The organism is Pantoea sp. SM3 (assembly GCF_000963995.1).
In the GTDB taxonomy this organism is placed as follows: Bacteria; Pseudomonadota; Gammaproteobacteria; order Enterobacterales; family Enterobacteriaceae; genus Pantoea; species Pantoea rwandensis_B.
This window is the reverse complement of sequence record NZ_JZRD01000039.1, coordinates 1-21,554: the sequence shown is the minus strand read 5'-3', so window position 1 is coordinate 21,554 and position 21,554 is coordinate 1. Positions and strand designations below refer to the sequence as shown.

At 55.5% G+C, this 21,554-nt stretch carries 20 protein-coding genes and 1 riboswitch; of the genes, 13 read left to right on the top strand and 7 right to left on the bottom strand.

The genetic code is table 11. The features are described 5' to 3' along the window. Positions 1 to 294 precede the first annotated feature (294 nt). On the top strand, positions 295 to 2,316 hold the full coding sequence (gene uvrB / locus VI01_RS20485; protein WP_038648108.1) for an excinuclease ABC subunit UvrB: 2,022 nt from the start codon (positions 295 to 297) through the stop codon (positions 2,314 to 2,316). Between the two features lie 142 nt (positions 2,317 to 2,458). On the opposite strand, the gene yvcK is transcribed toward uvrB, so the two are convergent. Then, the gene (gene yvcK, locus VI01_RS20480) at positions 2,459 to 3,358 is read right to left on the bottom strand and encodes a uridine diphosphate-N-acetylglucosamine-binding protein YvcK (RefSeq protein WP_045816467.1); all 900 of its coding nucleotides are present in this window, start codon (positions 3,356 to 3,358) and stop codon (positions 2,459 to 2,461) included. A gap of 194 nt (positions 3,359 to 3,552) precedes the next feature. After that, positions 3,553 to 3,687: riboswitch (molybdenum cofactor riboswitch) on the top strand. Between yvcK and moaA the strand changes: the two genes are divergently transcribed. The 7 genes from moaA (at position 3,676) to VI01_RS20445 (ending at position 8,318) form a co-directional block, all read left to right on the top strand. Then, positions 3,676 to 4,662: a GTP 3',8-cyclase MoaA gene (gene moaA / locus VI01_RS20475; RefSeq protein ID WP_045816528.1), complete on the top strand. Its 987-nt coding sequence runs from the start codon at positions 3,676 to 3,678 to the stop codon at positions 4,660 to 4,662. (Overlaps the previous riboswitch by 12 nt.) Before the next feature lie 17 nt (positions 4,663 to 4,679). Beyond that, entirely contained in the window at positions 4,680 to 5,195 is a 516-nt protein-coding gene (gene moaB / locus VI01_RS20470) for a molybdenum cofactor biosynthesis protein B (protein WP_038648106.1), read from the top strand. A 2-nt stretch (positions 5,196 to 5,197) separates the two neighbouring features. After that, on the top strand, positions 5,198 to 5,683 hold the full coding sequence (gene moaC, locus VI01_RS20465; RefSeq protein ID WP_038648103.1) for a cyclic pyranopterin monophosphate synthase MoaC: 486 nt from the start codon (positions 5,198 to 5,200) through the stop codon (positions 5,681 to 5,683). Further along, positions 5,676 to 5,921: a molybdopterin synthase sulfur carrier subunit gene (gene moaD, locus VI01_RS20460; RefSeq protein ID WP_038648100.1), complete on the top strand. Its 246-nt coding sequence runs from the start codon at positions 5,676 to 5,678 to the stop codon at positions 5,919 to 5,921. The genes moaC and moaD overlap by 8 nt, the downstream gene beginning before the upstream one ends. A gap of 2 nt (positions 5,922 to 5,923) precedes the next feature. Continuing rightward, positions 5,924 to 6,376, top strand: coding sequence for a molybdopterin synthase catalytic subunit MoaE (moaE, locus tag VI01_RS20455; protein ID WP_045816466.1), 453 nt, complete (start codon positions 5,924 to 5,926; stop codon positions 6,374 to 6,376). A gap of 82 nt (positions 6,377 to 6,458) precedes the next feature. Further along, positions 6,459 to 7,553: a DUF1615 domain-containing protein gene (locus VI01_RS20450; RefSeq protein ID WP_045816465.1), complete on the top strand. Its 1,095-nt coding sequence runs from the start codon at positions 6,459 to 6,461 to the stop codon at positions 7,551 to 7,553. 57 nt (positions 7,554 to 7,610) lie between these two features. Further along, positions 7,611 to 8,318: a Bax inhibitor-1/YccA family protein gene (locus VI01_RS20445; RefSeq protein ID WP_038648093.1), complete on the top strand. Its 708-nt coding sequence runs from the start codon at positions 7,611 to 7,613 to the stop codon at positions 8,316 to 8,318. A 180-nt stretch (positions 8,319 to 8,498) separates the two neighbouring features. Here the strand turns inward: VI01_RS20445 and VI01_RS20440 are convergent, their stop codons facing one another. From VI01_RS20440 to VI01_RS20430, 3 genes are read right to left on the bottom strand one after another with little or no spacing between them, the layout of a single operon-like run. Then, positions 8,499 to 9,473, bottom strand: a complete 975-nt coding sequence (locus VI01_RS20440; RefSeq protein WP_045816464.1) for a lysylphosphatidylglycerol synthase domain-containing protein — start codon at positions 9,471 to 9,473, stop codon at positions 8,499 to 8,501. Continuing rightward, entirely contained in the window at positions 9,473 to 10,717 is a 1,245-nt protein-coding gene (clsB, locus tag VI01_RS20435; RefSeq protein ID WP_045816463.1) for a cardiolipin synthase ClsB, read from the bottom strand. Before clsB ends, VI01_RS20440 begins: the two co-directional genes overlap by 1 nt. Beyond that, the gene (locus VI01_RS20430) at positions 10,714 to 11,475 is read right to left on the bottom strand and encodes an endonuclease/exonuclease/phosphatase family protein (protein WP_045816462.1); all 762 of its coding nucleotides are present in this window, start codon (positions 11,473 to 11,475) and stop codon (positions 10,714 to 10,716) included. The genes clsB and VI01_RS20430 overlap by 4 nt, the downstream gene beginning before the upstream one ends. 176 nt (positions 11,476 to 11,651) lie before the next feature. Between VI01_RS20430 and VI01_RS20425 the strand changes: the two genes are divergently transcribed. The 3 genes from VI01_RS20425 (at position 11,652) to dusC (ending at position 14,713) form a co-directional block, all read left to right on the top strand. After that, positions 11,652 to 12,044, top strand: a complete 393-nt coding sequence (locus tag VI01_RS20425; protein WP_034821088.1) for a YbhQ family protein — start codon at positions 11,652 to 11,654, stop codon at positions 12,042 to 12,044. Between the two features lie 301 nt (positions 12,045 to 12,345). Beyond that, entirely contained in the window at positions 12,346 to 13,752 is a 1,407-nt protein-coding gene (gene rhlE / locus VI01_RS20420) for an ATP-dependent RNA helicase RhlE (RefSeq protein ID WP_045816461.1), read from the top strand. 4 nt (positions 13,753 to 13,756) lie between these two features. Further along, entirely contained in the window at positions 13,757 to 14,713 is a 957-nt protein-coding gene (dusC, locus tag VI01_RS20415) for a tRNA dihydrouridine(16) synthase DusC (protein ID WP_045816460.1), read from the top strand. A 7-nt stretch (positions 14,714 to 14,720) separates the two neighbouring features. On the opposite strand, the gene VI01_RS20410 is transcribed toward dusC, so the two are convergent. Continuing rightward, positions 14,721 to 15,899, bottom strand: a complete 1,179-nt coding sequence (locus tag VI01_RS20410; protein WP_045816459.1) for a glycosyltransferase family 4 protein — start codon at positions 15,897 to 15,899, stop codon at positions 14,721 to 14,723. A gap of 495 nt (positions 15,900 to 16,394) precedes the next feature. On the opposite strand from VI01_RS20410, the gene VI01_RS20405 reads away from it, so the two are divergent. Beyond that, complete coding sequence (locus VI01_RS20405; RefSeq protein ID WP_075564123.1) at positions 16,395 to 17,600, top strand: MFS transporter; 1,206 nt, start codon at positions 16,395 to 16,397, stop codon at positions 17,598 to 17,600. Here the strand turns inward: VI01_RS20405 and ppk2 are convergent. Both ppk2 and VI01_RS20395 read right to left on the bottom strand, forming a co-directional pair. Continuing rightward, positions 17,597 to 18,517, bottom strand: a complete 921-nt coding sequence (ppk2, locus tag VI01_RS20400; protein ID WP_045816457.1) for a polyphosphate kinase 2 — start codon at positions 18,515 to 18,517, stop codon at positions 17,597 to 17,599. The genes VI01_RS20405 and ppk2 overlap by 4 nt on opposite strands. Before the next feature lie 12 nt (positions 18,518 to 18,529). Beyond that, positions 18,530 to 20,146, bottom strand: coding sequence for an inorganic phosphate transporter (locus tag VI01_RS20395; protein WP_045816456.1), 1,617 nt, complete (start codon positions 20,144 to 20,146; stop codon positions 18,530 to 18,532). A 165-nt stretch (positions 20,147 to 20,311) separates the two neighbouring features. On the opposite strand from VI01_RS20395, the gene VI01_RS20390 reads away from it, so the two are divergent. Further along, positions 20,312 to 21,337, top strand: a complete 1,026-nt coding sequence (locus VI01_RS20390; protein WP_045816455.1) for a transporter — start codon at positions 20,312 to 20,314, stop codon at positions 21,335 to 21,337. Positions 21,338 to 21,554: the final 217 nt, after the last annotated feature.

The window sequence follows — 21,554 nt, the reverse complement described above, 5'->3', positions numbered from 1 at the left end:
TAAAATCAGCAGGTTAATTAAAAGCAAGCCTGAGATTTTTCTGCCTTGTCATCGGACTGCAATTTAATGACGCTCTCTTGACAAATGTTAAAAGCGTCACGGCTCTGGGGATAACCTTGCGCAACAAGCTTTTGCCTTTTGCCGCTTAAATTGCACTGAAGCGAAACAGGTGCTTTCCCCGTTATCGTGCAAGATATCTGTAAATATATCCAGTATTTTTTTCTGGCAAATTCGTCATAGCAGAGTAGAATTATCAGCCTGCTCGCTGACATCTTCTGCAGGAACCGCAAAACCATGAGTAAAGCCTTCAAACTCAACTCTGAATTCAAACCTTCAGGCGATCAGCCTGAGGCCATTCGTCGTCTTGAAGAGGGGCTGGAGGATGGTCTCGCACATCAAACCCTGTTGGGGGTAACTGGATCGGGTAAAACCTTTACCATCGCCAACGTGATTGCCGATCTCAATCGCCCGACGATGGTGATGGCACCGAACAAAACGCTGGCGGCGCAGTTGTACGGTGAGATGAAAGAGTTCTTCCCGGATAACGCCGTGGAGTTTTTCGTCTCGTACTACGATTACTACCAGCCTGAAGCCTATGTGCCGAGTTCCGACACCTTTATTGAGAAGGATGCGGCGGTGAACGAACACATTGAGCAGATGCGTCTCTCGGCCACCAAAGCGATGCTGGAGCGCCGTGATGTGATTGTGGTGGCCTCGGTCTCGGCGATTTACGGCCTGGGTGATCCCGATCTCTATCTGAAAATGATGCTGCACTTAACGCGCGGCATGATTATCGACCAGCGCAGCATTCTGCGTCGTCTGGCGGAGCTGCAATATACCCGCAACGACCAGGTGTTCCAGCGTGGCACCTTCCGCGTGCGTGGCGAAGTGATCGACATCTTCCCGGCTGAATCCGACGACATCGGCTTGCGTGTCGAGCTGTTTGACGAAGAAGTTGAGCGCTTGTCGCTGTTCGATCCGCTGACCGGCCAGATTGAGTCCGTGATTCCGCGTTTCACTATCTATCCGAAAACGCACTACGTGACGCCGCGCGAGCGTATTCTGCAGGCGATGGAAGAGATCAAAGTTGAGCTGGTGGATCGCCGTAAGGTGCTGCTGGAAAACAACAAACTGCTGGAAGAGCAGCGCATCAGCCAGCGTACCCAGTTCGATCTCGAAATGATGAACGAACTCGGCTACTGCTCCGGCATTGAAAACTACTCGCGCTATCTCTCGGGTCGCGGTCCGGGCGAGCCACCGCCGACCTTATTTGACTATCTGCCCGCCGATGGTTTGCTGGTGGTGGACGAATCGCACGTTACCATTCCCCAGATTGGCGGCATGTATCGTGGCGACCGCGCACGTAAAGAGACGCTGGTAGAATATGGGTTCCGCTTGCCTTCGGCGCTGGATAACCGTCCGATGCGCTTTGAAGAGTTTGAAGCGCTGGCACCGCAAACCATTTATGTCTCGGCCACGCCGGGTAAATATGAGCTGGAAAAATCCGGTGACGAAGTGATTGATCAGGTGGTACGTCCCACCGGGCTACTGGATCCGATTCTGGAAGTGCGACCGGTCGCCACTCAGGTGGATGACTTACTGTCAGAAATTCGCAAACGCGTGGCGATCAATGAACGTGTGCTGGTCACCACGCTGACCAAACGCATGGCGGAAGATCTTACCGAATATCTGGTGGAGCACGGCGAGAAGGTGCGCTATCTGCACTCCGATATCGATACGGTTGAACGTATGGAGATCATTCGTGATTTGCGCCTCGGTGAATTCGATGTGCTGGTGGGCATCAACTTACTGCGCGAAGGTCTCGACATGCCGGAAGTGTCGCTGGTGGCGATCCTCGATGCGGATAAAGAGGGCTTCCTGCGTTCCGAACGCTCACTGATCCAGACTATTGGCCGTGCGGCGCGTAACATCAACGGTAAGGCGATTCTGTACGCTGATAAGATCACCCCTTCGATGGAACGCGCGATGGGTGAAACCGAACGTCGTCGAGAGAAGCAGCAGCGTTACAACGAAGAGAATGGCATTGTGCCGCAGGGCCTCAACAAGAAAATCACCGATATTCTTGAGCTGGGCAAAAATGTGGTGAAAACGCGCGGCAAGGGCAAAACTGCCTCACGTGTGGCGGCAGAAGAAGAGGCCAACTATCTGGCGCTGACGCCACAAGCCATGCAGAAGAAAATTCACGAGCTGGAAGTGCAGATGCAGCAGCACGCGCAGAATCTGGAGTTCGAAGAGGCCGCCAGCGTGCGCGACCAGTTGCACCAGCTGCGCGAATTGTTTATCGCCGCCTCTTAGTAGAAGCGTGAGAGTTTGGGTCGTCATCACATGAGGGCCCAACGAAAGCTTTCGTTATCTCCTGTGAATAGCGCCCCTATGCTGGCAGCGTGCTATATCTGTCTTCGTAGGGAGCGCCATCACGCGCACGGCTTTCGCAGGGTCACACCGCCTGAATCGCATGTTCTAATGCAATCCGCAGCAGCTGGCGGTCATGGCGATACTTGATATCGGCGGCCTCCAGCGGTTCGCGTACAATCAGGCGATCTTCCACACCGCTGACGTCCGCTGATGGGCTAACCACCACGGCATCAATCACTCGCCTGCCGATGGCTTTTTCAATCATCGCCAGTTTATCCGCCACCGTCAGGCTGGCGGCCGGGCTTAACTCGCGTCCAAGATTGCCAATAAACACCATGGTGGCTGGGGTGCGGCGCAGTGCGCGTGCCATCTCCTCCATCAGCAGAATGGGCATCAGGCTGGTGTAAAAACTGCCTGGGCCAATCAGGATCAAATCCGCTTCCGCAATCGCATCCAGTGCTTCTTTAGTGGGAGTGACATTGGGATGCAGCATCAACTCTTGCGGCGGTAGCTTCATCTCATCAATTGCCGTTTCGCCATACACCATATTGCCTTCGCAATCTTGCGCCACCAGGTCTACCGGTTGCTCCGACATCGGAATCAAGAAGGCATCGACTTTGAGCAGATTGCGGATGATGTTGATGGCTTCCAGCGGCCGCACGCTAAGGTGATCGAGCGCCTTCAGCATCAGGTTACCGAGGTTATGGCCGGCCAGTTCACCGTTACCGGCAAAGCGGTATTCAAACATTGCCGACGCCACGCTCGGTTCCATGATCAACTGGTTCAGGCAATTACGCATATCTCCCCAGGCAATACCGCCTTCCGAACGACGAATGCGTCCGGTGGATCCGCCGTTATCGGTGGTGGTCACGATGCCGGTCAGGCGTGAGCCCAGCGGTGCCAGCGCCGACATCACACGACCCAGGCCGTGCCCGCCGCCCAGTGCTACCACGCGATCCAAATCTGCCAGGGTACGATTCATGCTGTTCCTTTTAACTGACAACTGCAGGTTGTCGTGCAGTTGAAGTGATGTGTATCAATATCTGTCGCGCATTTTACCGTATCCTGCGGCGAAAATGCGGTGAAAAAACGTTATGTATCAATATATATAGCGAAATTCACTGATGGATGCGAGGGAGAAATCGCGCTACCATTCGAATTAACCGTGTTGTCCACAATGACAACAGACTCCCAAGCCTGGCATGCCTAAGTCATAACGACATGGATGCCTGGCCGCAGCATCGCTGCCAGGGTGCAGAAAGAAATGACTGCATCTCCCGTATTTGGAAAGGTGTTCAGGTGCCACAATTTACAGATGCCTATGCGCGCAGCTTCTACTATCTGCGCCTGTCGGTCACGGATGTGTGTAACTTCCGTTGTACCTACTGTTTACCCGATGGTTATAAACCGAACGGTAATCACAACAAAAGTTTCCTCTCGCTGGACGAGATTCGCCGCGTGACGCGTGCCTTTGCGGCCGCGGGCACGGAAAAAGTGCGTCTCACCGGCGGCGAACCCTCCATGCGTCGCGACTTCACCGACATCATCGCTGCGGTGCGCGAAAACGATGCCATTCGCCAGATCGCCATGACCACCAACGGCTACCGAATGGCGCGAGACGTGCGCGCGTGGCGTGATGCCGGGCTCACCCACATTAACGTCAGTGTCGATAGCCTTGATGCGCGCCAGTTTCACGCCATCACCGGCCAGGACAAATTCGCGGAAGTGATGGCCGGAATTGATGCTGCGTTTGATGCCGGGTTCGAGAAGGTCAAAATCAACAGCGTATTGATGCGCGATCTCAACAGCCACAGCCTGGCGACCTTCCTCGACTGGATCCGCACCCGTCCGATTCAGCTGCGCTTTATCGAACTGATGGAAACCGGCGAGGGCGGTGATCTGTTCCGGCGTCATCACATCTCGGGTGAGGTGATTCGCGATCAGCTGATCATGCAGGGTTGGCAACGCCAGTCGCGCGGTCGCAGTGACGGTCCTGCGCAGGTGTTCCGCCATCCTGACTATCAGGGTGAAGTCGGTCTGATCATGCCTTACGAAAAAGATTTCTGCGCCAGTTGCAACCGTCTGCGCGTGTCAGCCATGGGTAATCTTCATCTGTGCCTGTTTGGCGACGGCGGTGTTCCGCTGCGCGATTTACTGGCATCCGATGCCCAGCAGAGTGAGTTACAGGCGCGTATTGCACACAGTCTCGGACAGAAAAAGCAGACGCACTTCCTGCATCAGGGCAACACCGGCATCACACAAAACCTCTCCTTCATTGGCGGCTAAACACAGGAGTTACAGCCATGGGTAAACCTACCGGCGAGTTTGTCGCCTTGAATGTGGCGGTGATGACCGTCTCGGACAGCCGTGATACCAGCAATGATAGCTCGGGCGACTACTTGCGTGAGGCACTGACAGAAGCCGGGCATCAGGTGGTGGATCGCGCGATCGTGCCTGATAACCGTTACCGCATTCGCGCCACGGTGTCGCGCTGGATTGCCAGCGATGATGTGCAGGTGGTGATCGTCAACGGCGGCACCGGCTTTAACAGCAAAAACAGTACGCCGGAAGCGCTGCTGCCGCTGTTTGATCGGGAAATTGACGGTTTTGGCGAACTGTTCCGCATGATCTCATACGAAGAGATTGGCAGTTCCACGCTGCAATCACGCGCGGTGGCCGGGCTGGCGAATCAGACGCTGATTTTTGCCGTGCCGGGATCGACCAACGCCTGCCGCAGCGGTTGGGAACGCATCATTGAAGAACAGCTGGATGCACGCACGCGCCCTTGTAATTTTGTCTCTCATTTGAAGAAGTTGTAAGCATGTCATCATTAACTCATATCAATGCCGCTGGCGAAGCCCACATGGTGGATGTCTCCGGTAAAAACGAAACAGTGCGTGAAGCCCAGGCCGAAGCGCTGGTGCTGATGAGCGCGGAAACGCTGCAGATGATCATCGACGGCAGCCATCATAAAGGCGATGTGTTCGCCACGGCACGCATCGCCGGGATCCAGGCCGCGAAACGCACCTGGGAGTTGATCCCGCTGTGCCATCCGCTGATGTTGAGCAAGGTGGAAGTGACGCTGGTGGCCGAGCCTGAGCACAACCGCGTGCGCGTGACCTCGCGTTGCCGTCTGACCGGAAAAACCGGCGTGGAAATGGAAGCGCTGACCGCCGCATCGGTGGCCGCGCTGACCATTTACGACATGTGCAAAGCGGTGCAGAAAGATATCGTGATCGATCAGTTGCGTTTGCTCAGTAAAAGCGGCGGCAAATCCGGCGATTTTCAGGCGGTGGCACATGATTAAGGTGCTGTTTTTCGCCCAGGTCCGTGAATTGACCGGCACCAGCACGCTGGAGCTGGCACCGGAGTATCAGGATGTCGCCACGCTGCGAGCCGCGCTGGCCAGCAAGAACGATCGCTGGGCGCTGGCGCTTGAATCCGGCAAGTTGCTGGCAGCGGTCAATCAGACGCTGGTGCCGATGACTCATCCACTGCGTGCGGGTGATGAAGTGGCATTCTTCCCGCCGGTCACCGGAGGATGAGCATGGCCACACGTATTCGCGTTGGCGTTGAGCCTTTTGATGTCGGCGAGGAGTATCGCCAACTCGCCGCGCATGACAGTGATGGCGCGGTGGTCACCTTTACCGGCAAAGTGCGCAATCACAATCTCGGTGACAGCGTGGCCGCTTTAACCCTGGAACACTATCCGGGTATGACGGAAAAAGCGCTGGCAGAAATTGTCGAAGAGGCGCGTCTGCGCTGGGCGTTGCAGCAGGTGACGGTGATTCATCGCGTGGGCGAACTGTTCCCCGGCGATGAAATTGTGTTTGTGGGAGCGAGCAGCGCCCATCGCAGTAGCGCGTTTGCCGCCACCGAATTCATCATGGACTACCTGAAAACCCGCGCGCCGTTCTGGAAGCGTGAAGCCACTGAACAGGGCGATCGTTGGGTCGATGCGCGCGACAGTGACCATCAGGCCGCCGATCGCTGGAAGTAGCACGTAAAACCGACCAGCTCTGATAGCCGTAGCGAGTTGAAAACGTTAAGGTACGGGTTTTGCTGGTCTGTCAGGGAACAAGATGAATACCACTAAATTGCTCAAAGGCGCGGCGCTGCTCACCGCGCTGGTACTGGCCGGATGTAGTACCAAAAAAGAACCGCAGGCACCTGCACGTCAACCTGCCGACGTCAAATCCCAAATTCAGAAGTTACTGCCGAACGATGTCAGCCAAAAAAGCGCCTGGGCGGACGACATCTACACGGCATTTCGCGTCCAGCAGATCGATCCCAGCGCCAGTAATGTGTGTGCAGTGATCGCGGTGGCCGATCAGGAGTCCAATTTCAGTGCCGATGCGCCAGTGCCAGGTTTACCCAAAATTGCCTGGGGTGAAATTGATCGCCGCGCTGCCAAAGTCCATGTCCCCGCGTTCTTAGTGCGCACCGCTTTACTGATTAAATCGCCCACCGGGGAAAGCTACGCCGCGCGACTGGATAAGGTGCGCAGTGAGAAAGAGCTGAGCGCAATTTTCGATGATTTTATCGACATGGTGCCGATGGGGCAGAAGCTGTTTGGCAATCTCAATCCGATTCACACCGGCGGCCCGATGCAGGTCAGCATTGAATTTGCTGAAGTACATGCCAAAGGCTATCCGTACGCGATTGATGGCTCGATTCGTCGTGAGGTGTTTACCCGCCGAGGCGGCATCTACTTTGGCACGCTGCATCTGCTCGGCTATCCGGCGGATTACAGCCAGATGCTGTACCGTTTTGCCGATTTCAATGCCGGTTGGTACGCCAGCCGCAACGCCGCTTTCCAGGCAGCCGTGGCGCGCGCCAGCGGCATCAAACTGGCGCTGGATGGTGATCTGATTATGTACGGTAGCGAGCAAGCGGGCTCCACCGAATTAGCGGTACGCACGCTGAGCAAGCAACTGGACATGAGCAATCGGGAAATCCGTCGCGACCTGGAGAAGGGCGATACGGAAAGCTTCAGCAACAGCACGCTCTGGAAGCAGACGTTTATTCTGGCTGATAAAATGGCCGGTAAACGTCTGCCGCGTGAAATGCTGCCGGGCATTAAACTGGAAAGCCCCAAGATTACCCGCAACCTGACTACCGCCTGGTTTGCCCAGCGCGTAAATGGCCGATATCAGCAGTGCTTGACGCGCCGTTGACGCAATGCGGTGTAGACTCCACACTTAGAGCGTTTGTCTAACTTAAAGAGGTGCATCATGGACCGATATCCACGTAATAATTCTATCGTGCAGCAGGCGTCCACCGGGCTGCAGGCGTATATGGCGCAGGTTTATGGCTGGATGACTTGCGGCTTGCTGCTAACCGCCTTTGTCTCCTGGTTTGCAGCGCGCACGCCGGCGGTGATGGAGCTGGTGTTTGCCAATCGCATCACCTTCTTCGGGCTGATCATTGTGCAGCTGGCGGTGGTCTTTGTGCTGTCGGGCATGGTGCATCGCCTGAGCAGTACCTTAGCCACCGGGTTGTTTATGCTCTATTCGGCGCTGACGGGCCTGACGCTGGCCAGCATTTTCCTCGTCTACACCTACTCCTCGATTGCCAGCACCTTCTTCGTGACGGCAGGGATGTTCGGTGCCATGAGCTTCTACGGTTACACCACCAAGCGTGATCTTAGCCGCTTTGGCAGCCTGCTGTTTATGGCGCTGATTGGTATCGTGCTGGCGTCTCTGGTGAACTTCTGGCTGAAAAGCCCGGCACTGATGTGGGCGATCACCTATATCGGCGTAGTGGTGTTTGTCGGTCTGACCGCTTATGACACCCAGAAGCTGAAATCGATTGGCGAGACCATTGACGTCAATGACAAAGAGAACCTGCGCCGTTACTCAATCATGGGTGCATTGACGCTGTATCTCGACTTCATCAACCTGTTCCTGATGCTGCTGCGTATTTTCGGCAACCGCCGTTAACCTCCGCTCACCGCTTCTGGCTTGTGTGAATGCGCCTCCTACAACCTCCGAACAGGATGCGTGTAGGGGGCGAAATTGATTTTGGCCCGCGCGCATCAATGTAGACCGTATCCATCTGCACCGCATTTTTTAGAGGGCGCCATTGATGGTGCCCTCTGCGTGTGAGTACCTTCTCTTCGGTTATCCCGCGTCCGATTTCGCCATCTTGCGCTCATTCTTCTGCCGCAGATGTTTTGCACGGCTCTCCAGCACCAGATACAACATCAGCGCCAGCAGCAGCGGCAAAATAAAGTAGAGCACGCGATAAGCCAGCAGGGCGGCAATAATGGTTCCGTGCGAAACATGCTCGCCAGCCAGTAGCGCCAGAAACACCGCTTCCAGCACCCCGATGCCCGCAGGAATATGAATGATCACCCCAGCGATACTGCTGATCAGTAACACCCCCAGCACTTGCGGGTAATCCACCTGTCGCGCCAGCAGCAGCCAGATAATGGTGCCCATCACCAGCCAGTTTGCACTGGAGACGGCAAACTGAATCAGCGCCATACGTAGCGACGGCAACTGTAAATGCTGCCCCTTGACTGTCCAGCGGCGTTTTTTCGCAAAGGCGCAGGCCCATAAATAAATCGCGACCAGCGCTAATAACACGGCACCTATAATGCGCAGAGTGCTTTCGCCGATAAACCAGCGCGGCGGAATCGGCACCATGCCCGCGACAAACACCACGCCCGCCAGCAAAAGATAGCCAAGCCAGTTGGTGGCGATACTCATGGAAAAGATGCGCGTTATAGTGCCGCCGGGCAGGCCGAGACGGGAATAGAGACGATAACGCATTGCCACGCCGCCCACCCAGGTACTGAGCGTCAGGTTGAAGGCGTAACAAATAAACGACACCAGCATCACCTGACGCTTGGCCAGTTTGTGACCGCAGTAGGCGCGGCCGATCAAGTCATACACGCCATAGGTGAGATAGCTGACCACCACCAGCGCCGCCGCACCCAGTACCACATAGCGGTTATAGCCGACGATCACCTGATAAACGTCCTGCCAGTTCACTTTGCGCGCATAGATCACCAGCAGCACGATTACCGCAATAAAGAACAGCCAGGTAAGGATTTTCTTTGCCCATTGCCAGCGCGAATGTTTTTTGCTCATCAGGGTTTCGCTCCTTCGTTGCCGGTTTCGACCCGATCCTGGGTTTCCATTTCCGGTTGAACCGGGGGATCAACCTGCGCCAGCGAAGGCGTGTGCGCGGGCAACCAACCGGCAATGGCCGGGAAGTGACGCAGGAAATGGAACACAATCACGCTTTTGGTGAGATGCCACCAGGTGCGCGGCGGCAGTTTGTCATCCTGCACGCGCACACAATCGTGCTGAAGCAAGGCTTCCAGATTGTCACGCAGCGTCTGATTGAAAGTGCGATCGTGCACGATGAGATTGGCTTCCAGATTGAGCGATAAACTCAGGGGATCGAGATTGCTGGAGCCTACCGTGGCCCAGTGCTGATCCTGCACCGCAATTTTGCCGTGCAACGGGCGGCGGCAATATTCGTAGACTTCAACCCCGGCATCCACCAGATAGTTGTAAAGCAATTCGGCGCCCACTTTGACAATGGGCATATCCGGTTCGCCCTGCACGATCAGCCGCACGCGCACACCTCTTTGTGCTGCACTGCGCATTTCACGTAACAGGCGATAGCCGGGGAAGAAATAGGCATTGGCGATGATCACATCCTGCTTTGCCTTGCGCAGCATATCGAGATAGTGCTGTTCAATGTCGTCGCGATGGTCATCGTTATCGCGATAGACAAACAGCACCTGCGCATCGCCGGGCATGGCGTTGACCGCCAGTCGCTGCGAACGTCCTCCCCACCAGCGCCGTGTGGTCTGTTTGCTGCCGATGGCCTGCTGCACATAGCGAGCAATATCCAGCACCACCGGTCCCTTAACTTCAACCGCATAATCCTGCTTTGCCTCCGGGCCGTAATCGGTGTTGTGCTCAGCGGAGAAGTTGATGCCGCCAACAAAGGCGAGGGCATTATCCACCACCACAATTTTACGGTGCAGGCGGCGGAAAACATTGGTGCGCATGCCCATCACCAGCGGGCGCGGATCGTAATAGAGAAAACGCACGCCGGCTTCGGTTAGCGTGTTCACAAACGCGTCGGAGAGATCGTGTGAGCCATAGCCATCCACCATCACTTCGACCTTCACACCCCGCTGCGCTGCCGCCAGCAGATCGCTATGCAGCGCATTGCCGACGTCGTCTTCAAACAGAATAAACGTCTCCAGCAACAGCGAGCGCTCGGCACGTTGAATCGCGGCTGAAACGCAGGGAAAGAATTGATCGCCGTTCTCCAGCAACCGTAATTGATTGCCTTCACGCCAGCTGAAATTCATAGAAAAATCTCCACGGCCAAAGGAGCATGATCGGAAAGGTGTGACCAGGGTTTCACTGGCAGCGCCCAGGGCTGACTGACGGTGGCGTTGCGGATATAAATGCGATCAAGCCGCAACAGCGGAAAACGTGCCGGGAAGGTGCGTGCCGGGCGGCCATTTTTCATGCTGAACACTTCCTGCAATCCCGCGCTGCGCTTCAGGAAGCGGTTGGCACGCACCTGCCAGTCGTTGAAATCCCCGGCTACCACCAGCGGCGCATCGTGCGGCAGGGCGTTGATGCGATCGCTCATCATCTTCATCTGCGCCTGGCGATGCTGTGCTTTTAGCCCTAAATGCACACAGATGACATGCAGCGGTTCGGGGCGATCCGGCAGGCGAATCTGACAGTGCAACATGCCGCGCTTTTCACTTCCCGCCACAGAAATATCGAGATTTTCATATTCAATAATAGGGAAACGTGACAATATCGCGTTCCCGTGATGTCCCTCGGGATAAACTGCGTTACGGCCATAGGCAAAATCATGCCACATGGTATCGGCCAGATACTCGTAATGAGAGTTTTCCGGCCAGTTCTCAATGTGCAGCGAATGGATAGCGTGGGTGCCCATCACCTCTTGCAGGAAGACAATATCCGCCGAGGTGGCGCGGACAGCGTCGCGCAATTCCGGCAGGATAAAACGGCGGTTAAAGCTGGTGAACCCCTTGTGGGTATTGATCGTCAGGACTTTAAATGAAAATCCTTGCGTGTTTTGTGGCATACTTCGACGCGCTCCTTTTCATCATCAACAGCACAAAGTGTAGTCTTTGTCACAAATGGGTGGTGAAGGGCGCAGAAAATTAGGGCGTTATCCGAAATTTGCTTTACATTGAGGAAATCCGTCTGGCCGCAGCCAGATACACTTGGGCGACCTGTTGGGTCTGCCAGGAGAAGAGAATGAAATGGTCTAATCGTGTTCAGATCGTTACCGGTCAAACCTGTTTGCACATTGCCATGCACCTGCTGGTGATTGCCGCGCTGGTTTGGGGCTGGAAGCACAAGGCGCTGGTTGAAGTGAGCAGTACCCTGGTAGCAGCTTATGCAGTGGTGTTTATCGCCATGCTGGCTCTGCAGCGTAGTGCCCGTTTACGTCGCATGGGTGACGCGCTGGAAGAAGTCACGACAACGTACTACTTCGGCGCAGCGATGTTGACGCTGTTCCTGATCTCTCGCTTCATCCATAACAACCTGTTGATCGGTTGCCTGGGCGTGGTGATGTTGGTCGGGCCGGCACTGGTGTCACTGCTGGCGAAAGAACCCGCGCATCGCGTGGAGAAAAAACGCAGCTAAGCTCAAGCTCAGTGGCGAACAGAAAGGAGCCGAATGCGGCTCCTTTTTTGTTATACGCCGCGCGATAACGGGCGCGGTGAGCAACGGCACCACGCATGCCACATCAGGAAGATTACCCACATCATGTTACAGTGCCGTGACTATTGTCAGTCGCGGTGGCAGCGGAAACCTGCTAAACTCCCGCCCTTACGCATGGTAGTTTGTGCCCTTTTCACACGTGAGCCCACCAGGCTTGCGTCATATACCCCCTGAAAACTACATCGCTGACGGCGAACAGGGCGGTTCGGAGTAATACACCTGCATGTCATTTGACTCTCTCGGCTTAAGTGCCGATATTTTGCGTGCGGTAGCGGAACAAGGCTACCAGGAACCAACGCCGATTCAGCGTCAGGCCATTCCCGTAGTGCTGGCGGGCCGTGACCTGCTGGCGAGCGCCCAAACCGGTACCGGTAAAACCGCCGGTTTCACGCTGCCACTGTTGCAGCGTCTCACTGCGAATCCTTCTAACGCGCGCGGCCGTCGTCCGGTACGTGCGTTGATCCTCACCCCAACCCGTGAACTGGCGGCGCAGGTGGGCGAGAACGTCCGTGAGTACAGTCAGTATCTCAATATCCGTTCACTGGTGGTCTTCGGTGGCGTGAGCATCAATCCGCAAATGATGAAATTGCGCGGGGGTGTGGATGTGCTGGTGGCGACGCCGGGCCGTCTGCTGGATCTGGCGCATCAAAATGCGGTTGATCTGTCACAGGTCGAAATTCTGGTACTGGATGAGGCGGATCGCATGCTCGACATGGGCTTTATCCACGACATCCGCCGTGTACTGGCGCGTCTACCGGCGAAACGTCAGAATTTGCTGTTCTCTGCCACCTTCTCGGATGAGATCAAAACCCTGGCGGAAAAACTGCTCACTAACCCAGAGCAGGTTGAAGTGGCGCGTCGTAACACCGCCTCTGAACAGGTTTCACAGCAAGTACACTTCGTTGATAAGAAGCGTAAGCGGGAACTGCTGTCGCTGATGATTGGTCGCGATAACTGGCAGCAAGTGCTGGTGTTCACTCGTACCAAACACGGCGCTAACCATCTGGCTGAACAGCTGAACAAAGATGGCATCACCGCAGCGGCGATCCACGGTAACAAAAGCCAGGGCGCGCGTACCCGTGCGTTAGCTGACTTTAAATCCGGTGGCATTCGTGTGCTGGTGGCGACGGATATCGCCGCGCGTGGTCTGGATATCGAAGAACTGCCACACGTTGTGAACTACGAGTTGCCAAACGTGGCGGAAGATTATGTGCATCGTATTGGTCGTACCGGTCGTGCTGCGGCAACCGGCGCCGCGCTGTCACTGGTGTGTGTCGATGAACACAAACTGCTGCGTGACATTGAGCGTTTGCTGAAGCGTGAGATCCCGCGTATTGAGCTGGAAGGTTTCGAAGTGGACCCGAGTATCAAAGCGGAACCGATCCAGAATGGTCGCCAGCAGCAGGGTCGCGGCCAGGGCCGTGGTCAGGGTGGTCAGGGTCGTGGACAAGGCGGTAATGTCTCTCGCCCGCACAGTGGCAACGGTCAGCGTCCACAGGGTGGCAATGGCGCACGTCCACAAGGCGAAGCGCGCCCGGCACGTCGCCAGGGCAGCAGTGCCGGTCAAAATGCGCCAGCCGCCAACAGCGGTCGTCGTCGTCCGGCAGCGAAAAAGAGCGGGAACATCTAACGCGATGAGGGTATTACTGGCACCGATGGAGGGCGTACTGGATTCGCTGGTACGTGAATTGCTCTCCGGGGTAAATGATTATGATCTGTGCGTCACTGAGTTTTTACGCGTGGTCGATCAACTGCTGCCAGTAAAATCCTTCTACCGTTTGTGTCCCGAGCTGCACAACAGCAGCCGAACGGCTTCCGGTACGCGCGTGCGGATGCAGCTCCTCGGACAATATCCTGAGTGGCTGGCAGAAAACGCCGCGCGTGCGGTGGAGCTTGGCTCCTGGGGCGTCGATCTCAACTGCGGCTGTCCATCAAAGCTGGTGAACGGCAGTGGCGGCGGCGCCACCTTACTCAAAGATCCTGAGCTGATTTATCGCGGCGCGAAAGCGATGCGTGAAGCCGTACCCGATCACCTTCCCGTCACGGTGAAAGTGCGTCTGGGATGGGATTCGGGCGAGCGCCGCTTTGAAATTGCCGACGCGGTGCAGCAGGCCGGCGCCAGCGAACTGGTGGTGCACGGTCGCACCAAAGAAGAGGGCTATCGCGCTGAAAGCATTAACTGGCAGGCGATTGGCGAAATTCGCCAGCGTCTGTCGATTCCGGTGATCGCCAACGGTGAGATCTGGAGCTGGCAGGATGCGCAAGACTGTCTGCGCGTCACCGGTTGCGATGCGGTGATGCTGGGCCGCGGTGCGCTCAACATCCCGAACCTCGGTCGTGTGGTGAAATATAACGAAGCACCGATGCCGTGGCCTGAAGTGGTCGAACTGTTGCTCAAATACACGCAGTTAGAGAAGCAGGGCGATACTGGCATGTATCACGTCGCCCGCATCAAACAGTGGCTCGGCTATTTGCGAAAAGCCTATAACGAAGCCGATGGGCTGTTCAGTGAAATCCGCACCCTGCGCGTATCGGCCGAGATCGCCACGGCGATTGAGCGCCACGCTCTTCAGTTAACCGCACCGGTTTAACCCTTCCTCATTTAAATGCCGTTGTATAGTGCATCTGCTTGCTGGCTGAGTAAAACAGGGCGAGTTGCTCACTGAATTTCCCCGGATCGTGCTGCTCAGCAATTCTTTTCAGCGATTGCGCAGAGTATTGCGTGATCACGCCCGGATTGCGCAAAATATCAATGATATGCCCCTTTAGCTGCTGCACGATTTGTCGGCGGATCTGCAATTTACTCTCCAGAGAATCAACCACATACTCATATTCGTCATTGACCGGCTGCTGAATCAGCCACCCTGCACCGGGTGGATTGATCTCTGGCAAGGCACGAATGTTGGTGGTGATCACCGGACAGCCACTGGCTTGCATCTCCAGCACCGAGAAGCCGTAAGTATCCTGCCAGCTGGGCAACAATCCCACGTGCGAATGCTGCAGTAAGGTCAATACCTGATTGTTGGGCAGGGTGGTGAAATGCTGAATGTGGGGCGAGGTTTTGATTAACTGCTCAATGCGCGTGTAAAACGTCTCATCATCCTGAAATTGACGATGGGCAATATTATGGCGCTGTGTGATGTCACCGATCAGCGTGACCTGAATCTGGCCGCGGGTGAACACATCCTCTTCGGTTAATTGCGAGATGGCCAGTACCACTTCCGCGCCGCCTTTGCGATAGAACTCATTGCCGATAAAAATGAAACGTATTTCTCCGGGCGAGATCAGGCGCGGTTTAACGCACAATAGCGGTTGCGGCGGATGCAGAACGTGTAGCTTGTGTCTGACGGCGGCTTTGATCGCGGGAAACGCATCGAGCAGCTTCCACTGGATGTCGAGGGTCGCTTGCGAGATGGCAATCAACGTCAGGCATTCCGCTTTCGCGATTAATCGCAGCTGCGACTTCAATTCAGGATTGTCGTATTTTGCCACACCGGGCACCGGCAGCACGCGTGGGATCTCGGTTTCAAAGGTGGCGATCCAGTTCCTTTTTGTGTCGGCCACTTCATTGAAAAGGTGAATGACATCCGCATCGTGTGGCAGTAAGCCGGGGAGCGGAAGAAAAATAAATTGTTTATTTTTATGTAAGATTTTTGCTTTGACGGCATTTAAATAGAAATAGATATTCTTTTTGCGGCAATCAATATATTTGTTGTGTGGGTTAGTGATGATATTTCTTTTTTCAGGATATCCGCTTCCACTGATGATTATCTTCATAATCTCTCCTGGTCGGTAGGGAACAGAATGAACAGAGGTCAGAAATTGGCTTAAGCGGGTGCACAGGCTCAACGTTGCCGTTATGCCTATTACGCACCGAAAGTAACGATCGGTATTTGATTGATTAGTCTGTAACCTAAAGGCAATCGGGGGCGGAATCTATGTCTTAATGTGAATGATTGCGCGCGCCTCTCTCAGCATTCGCGCGACCTGAAAAGATTAACAGTTGGTTTTGTTGCTATTTTAATGGAATATTTTTTGGATAATCGTTTTCCGAAAAGGTTTTTTTTCAGATTTGTCAGGCTGATGTGTAAAAGAAATTGAATTAATTTCTGTTATTAATCGAAGGTGAAATGCCGGGGCGATATTTAAATAAGCCTGATAATGGAATTATACAGAATTACCCTATGACACAGTCCCATGTAAAGTCAGGTTCAAGCTCAACGCTAATTGCGCTATAGTAGCGTTTCACATTCATTTGTAATGCCATCACTTATGTCTGACGCCGCTGTACTGAGTCATGCTCAGTTAAATAAACGCATCATCTCCGTTATTGTCTTCACGTTTTTCTGCTACCTCTCGGTAGGGCTACCGCTCGCGGTGCTACCGGGATTTGTGCATAACCAACTGGGGTTCAGTTCATTCATCGCCGGATTGATCATCAGCCTGCAGTACTTCGCCACGCTGCTCAGCCGTCCGCATTCGGGCCGTCTGGCCGATCGTTATGGCCCGAAACGTGTGGTGATGATGGGGTTGGTGTGCTGCGGCATGAGTGGCGTACTTTCCCTTTTCGCTGCGTTGTTCACCGATGTGCCGATGCTCAGTCTGGCGCTATTGGCAGTGGGAAGGCTGTTTCTGGGGGTGGGTGAAAGCTTTAGCAGTACTGGCTCAACGCTGTGGGGGATGAACATTGTCGGGCCGTTGCAGACGGCGCGAGTGATCTCATGGAATGGCGTTGCCACCTACTTTGCGATGGCGATAGGCGCACCGCTCGGGGTGCTGCTCAATCAAATGTTCGGCATCAGCGGCTTTGCCGGGCTTGTGGCGTTGATGGGCGTCATCGGTTTCTGCATGGCGAGCCGTAAAGCGGCGGTCAGCGTCACCGCGGGCGTGCGTATCCCTTTTCATCGCGTGGTCAGCCGCGTCTGGCTGTTTGGGCTGGCGTTGGGCTTTGGCACCATTGGATTTGGCGTCATCTCAACGTTTATCACGCTCTATTTTGCCAGCCGCGACTGGAGCGGCGCTGCTTTTGCCCTGACGTTGTTTAGTCTGGGCTTTGTGCTGGTGCGTCTGGCCGGTGGCCGCTACATCACTCGTTTTGGCGGGTTGAAAGTGTCGCTGGTGTCATTTGTGCTGGAGTGTGCCGGTCTGCTGTTAATCTGGCAGGCTGATAGCAGTTGGCTGGTGGATATCGGTGCATTCCTGACCGGCGGTGGTTTCTCGCTGGTGTTCCCGGCGCTGGGCGTGGAAGCGGTTAAACGCGTGCAGCAGCAGGATCAGGGCTCGGCGCTGGGTACCTACTCGGCGTTTCTTGATTTAGGGCTGGGATTAACCGGTCCGGTGGCGGGATTGCTGATTGGTCATTGGGGGATGCAATCAGTGTATCTGGCGGCGGCCCTGATGGTGCTGGGCGCATTTGCCATAACATTGCGTCTGCAACAGCAGCACGGCCGCGAGGCAGCCGTGCAAACTGTTAACTAATACTTCTCTGGTACCACCATGTTTTCTGGTACTGGCGCGCGGCGATAATCTTCATGGCGTTCGCGCGTCGGTAACATTATGGTTTTGCTCTCGCTCTCTTCGTACGGCACCTGTTGCAGCAGATGGCTGATGCAGTTCAGGCGCGCACGCTTCTTATCCACACCTTGCACTACCCACCATGGCGCTTCAGGGATGTGCGTGCGCTCCAGCATCTCTTCTTTCGCTTCGGTGTAATCTTCCCAACGGCGGCGGCTTTCGAGATCCATCGGGCTCAATTTCCACTGTTTCAGCGGATCGTGGATGCGGCTCAGGAAGCGCAGCTCCTGCTCTTCATCGGTGATCGAGAACCAGTATTTGATGATCTGTATGCCGCTGCGGGTCAGCATTTTTTCGAATTCCGGCACGCTGCGATAAAACTCTTCGACTTCGGCTTCATTACAGAAGCCCATCACGCGCTCTACGCCTGCGCGGTTGTACCAGCTGCGGTCAAACATCACAATCTCACCGGCTGCAGGCAGGTGAGCGATATAGCGCTGGAAATACCACTGGGTTTTCTCACGATCGTTCGGCGCGGGCAGGGCGGCGACGCGACAGGTACGTGGGTTTAAACGCTGGGTGATTCGCTTGATCACCCCGCCTTTCCCGGCGGCATCACGGCCTTCAAACAAAATCACCACGCGATGTCCGGTGCGCATCACCCAATCCTGCAACTTCACCAGCTCGCCCTGCAGATGCAGCAACTCACGGAAGTAGCGGCGGCGGAAAGCCTTATCGCCTTCCTGCTGCGGCTCACCGTTATCATTGAAGCGCAGATCGTCCAGCTCCACTTCCAGCTCTTCGTCGTAGCTGTCGTAAAACTCCTGCAGCAGACGCGCATTGAAGGTCTCGCTGTGGAAGCTATTGTCGTGTGTCGCCATGACTTTTCCCCGTTACAGATGAATAAACAGAGCGTAAAGCAGCCCTGAAAGTAAGACTGAGACCGGCAGTGTCAGCACCCACGCTAGCGCGAGGTTACGAATCGTCGAGAGCTGCAGGCCAGATTTGTTAGCGGCCATCGAACCGGCCACGCCTGATGACAGGACATGAGTGGTGGAGACCGGCAAACCGAACACATCCGCCGCGCCGATGGTTGCCATCGCCACCAGCTCCGCACTGGCACCCTGTGCGTAGGTCAGATGGGTTTTGCCGATGCGCTCACCGACGGTGATCACAATGCGGCGCCAGCCCACCATGGTGCCGAGGCCAAGGGCAATCGCCACCACCACTTTCACCCACATCGGGATAAAGCGCGTGGCGGCATCCAACTCTTTCTTCACGGCGGTGAGATTGCTGGCAATCTCTTCCGGCATCGCGACTTTGGCCGATTGCAGATGTTTGATGGTTTCGGAGGCGAGGTACATATCATTACGGGTGTTAGTCACCGCCTGAGCCGGGATATTCTCCACCGCACCATAACGACGGATCTGATCGCCGATATCGCCCAGCATCATGCCGAGGGCAGGGAGTACCTGAGGGCGGTTCTGGCTGGTGCGCACGTACTCGGTCAGCACTTCACGCGGCGCGGGCATCGCGGCGGGTGCCGGTTGCAGCGTCAGCAACTGCTGTTCGGTGACCTGGGTTAACGCGGCCACGCGCGGGATTTGATCCGGCGGCAGCGAACGGTTCAGGGCGTAAGCAATGGGCATGGTGCCCACCAGAATCAGCATGATGAGGCCCATGCCTTTCTGGCCGTCGTTTGAACCGTGGGCAAATGAGACACCGGTACAGGTCAGGATCAGCAGGCCGCGAATCCATGCCGGTGGAGGCTGATTGCCCTTTGGTGCTTCATACAGCTGGCGGTTGCGGATAAAGGCCTTCATCGCCAGCAGCAGGAGCGCCGCACAAATAAAGCCGACAATCGGCGACAGCAGCAGGGCGTAACCCACTTTGATCGCCTGATCCCAATCCACACCGCTGGTACCACTACGACCGTGCAGCAGGGCATTCGCCACGCCCACGCCGATGATCGAACCGATCAGCGTGTGCGAAGAGGACGCCGGCAGGCCGAAGTACCAGGTGCCGAGATTCCAGATGATCGCTGAGAACAGCAGCGCATACACCATAGCGAAGCCGTTGCCGCTACCTGCCTGCAGAATCAGCTCCACCGGCAGCAGTGAGATAATGCCAAACGCCACCACCCCGCTGGAGAGCAAAACACCCAGGAAGTTGCAGAAGCCAGACCACACCACGGCAACACCCGGCGACAGCGAATGAGTATAAATCACGGTGGCGACGGCATTGGCGGTATCGTGGAAGCCGTTAACAAACTCAAAGCCGAGCGCAATCACTAAAGCCACGCCCAGCAGCAGGAACGGCGTATAACTGGTGACAGGCGCGCCGGTCTCCTCAACGTCATTAAACAGGTTGATGGCGGTGAACAGCAGGCCGCCGCACAGCAAGATCAGGAAGATGATGCGTGAGATTTTTCCATTGCCCTGGTTAAGATTCGGGCGACCGTTTTGGGACGATGATGTTGATGTAGATGCAGGTAAACTGTTTTCAGCCATAACACACCCCGGTGTGGATTGACGATGCTCGATTGGCATCCGTTACCCGCAGTGTGATACGTGGTTTGTATGACAGAATGATGATCGCGATCACGCTCTGTCATCTTGCTGTAACACGGCTGTCGCAGTCTGTGGATCTGACCGCTTCGGGATCCTCACGCTGCCATGCTCCAGCCTGTCTTGCCGCTTGCCTCATTGCCGGACTTCAATAATGAAGTGGCCGGACTCATTCATGGGTATCTGTTCACGCCGGAAGCACCGCCACAGCGGCTCAACGCGCGTGAAGCTTCGCAGCTCGCGCAGCAGAATTTGCCGGAATCCTATTTTCTTTGGTTACACATCAACCTGAATCATGCCCGTGCCGAGCGCTGGGTTCAGGACCACTTTAGTGTAGACGATGATTTTTTCGATGAGATCCATTCTGCTTCACCGCGCACGCGTTTGGCCCATCAAAACGATGCGCTGCTGGCCGTGCTCAATGATGTGACTTTCAGTAAAGAAGAGCGCAGTACACAGAATGCCACGCTGTGGATTTGGTGCTGTACGCACACCATTGTCACCGCGCGTTATCGTCCGGTGGGAATGATTGAGCGCATGCATCAGCAAATTGATCGTCTCCCGTTCGCCGAGCCGGATGCGATGCTGTTGTGGTTGCTGGGTGAGCAGGAAGCGCAACTAGAGCAAGTGGTGCGCCGCTCCAGTCAGGCGGTGGATGCCATTGAAGAGCGTTTGCTCAGTGCCGCGATTAAAAGCAACCGCAGTGAGTTGGGCCATTTACGCCGTATGCTACTGCGTGTGCAGCGTTTGCTGGCACCGGAACCCGCCGCACTATTTCGTTTGTTAAATCGGCCACCAAAGTGGCTCAAGCGCGAACCGCTAAGCGAACTGCGCATCTTTACCGAAGAGTTCAGCGTCGCATTGAATGACCTGGCGGGACTGATGGAACGCATTCGCTTGTTGCAGGAAGAGATTGCCGCGAGTTTGATGGAGCAGAGTAACCGCACGCTGTTTTTACTGACGGTGATCACCGTGCTGGCGCTGCCGATTAACATCATTGCCGGCTTTTTCGGTATGAATGTGGGCGGGATTCCGCTGGCGAATAATCCGCACGGTTTCTTACTGCTGGTGATTGTGGTGTTGGTGTTTACCCTGGTGGCGGGCTGGCTGGCGTTGAGACGGCGGCGGGAATAACCCCGTAGATAAGCCAATGAGTGCGTATTTAACCCGGTACGCATAAATGCGCCCCCTACGAATACCATACCCAACTTTGTAGGGGCGCCATTAATGGCGACCAAAGCGCACTGAAGTGACAAGCATTACGCAATATCATCGTAGGGTTGCCACTTATGGCGACCGGGCAAAAAAAAGCCAGCCACAATGGGCTTAATGCCGATCAGTTAAGGATCAG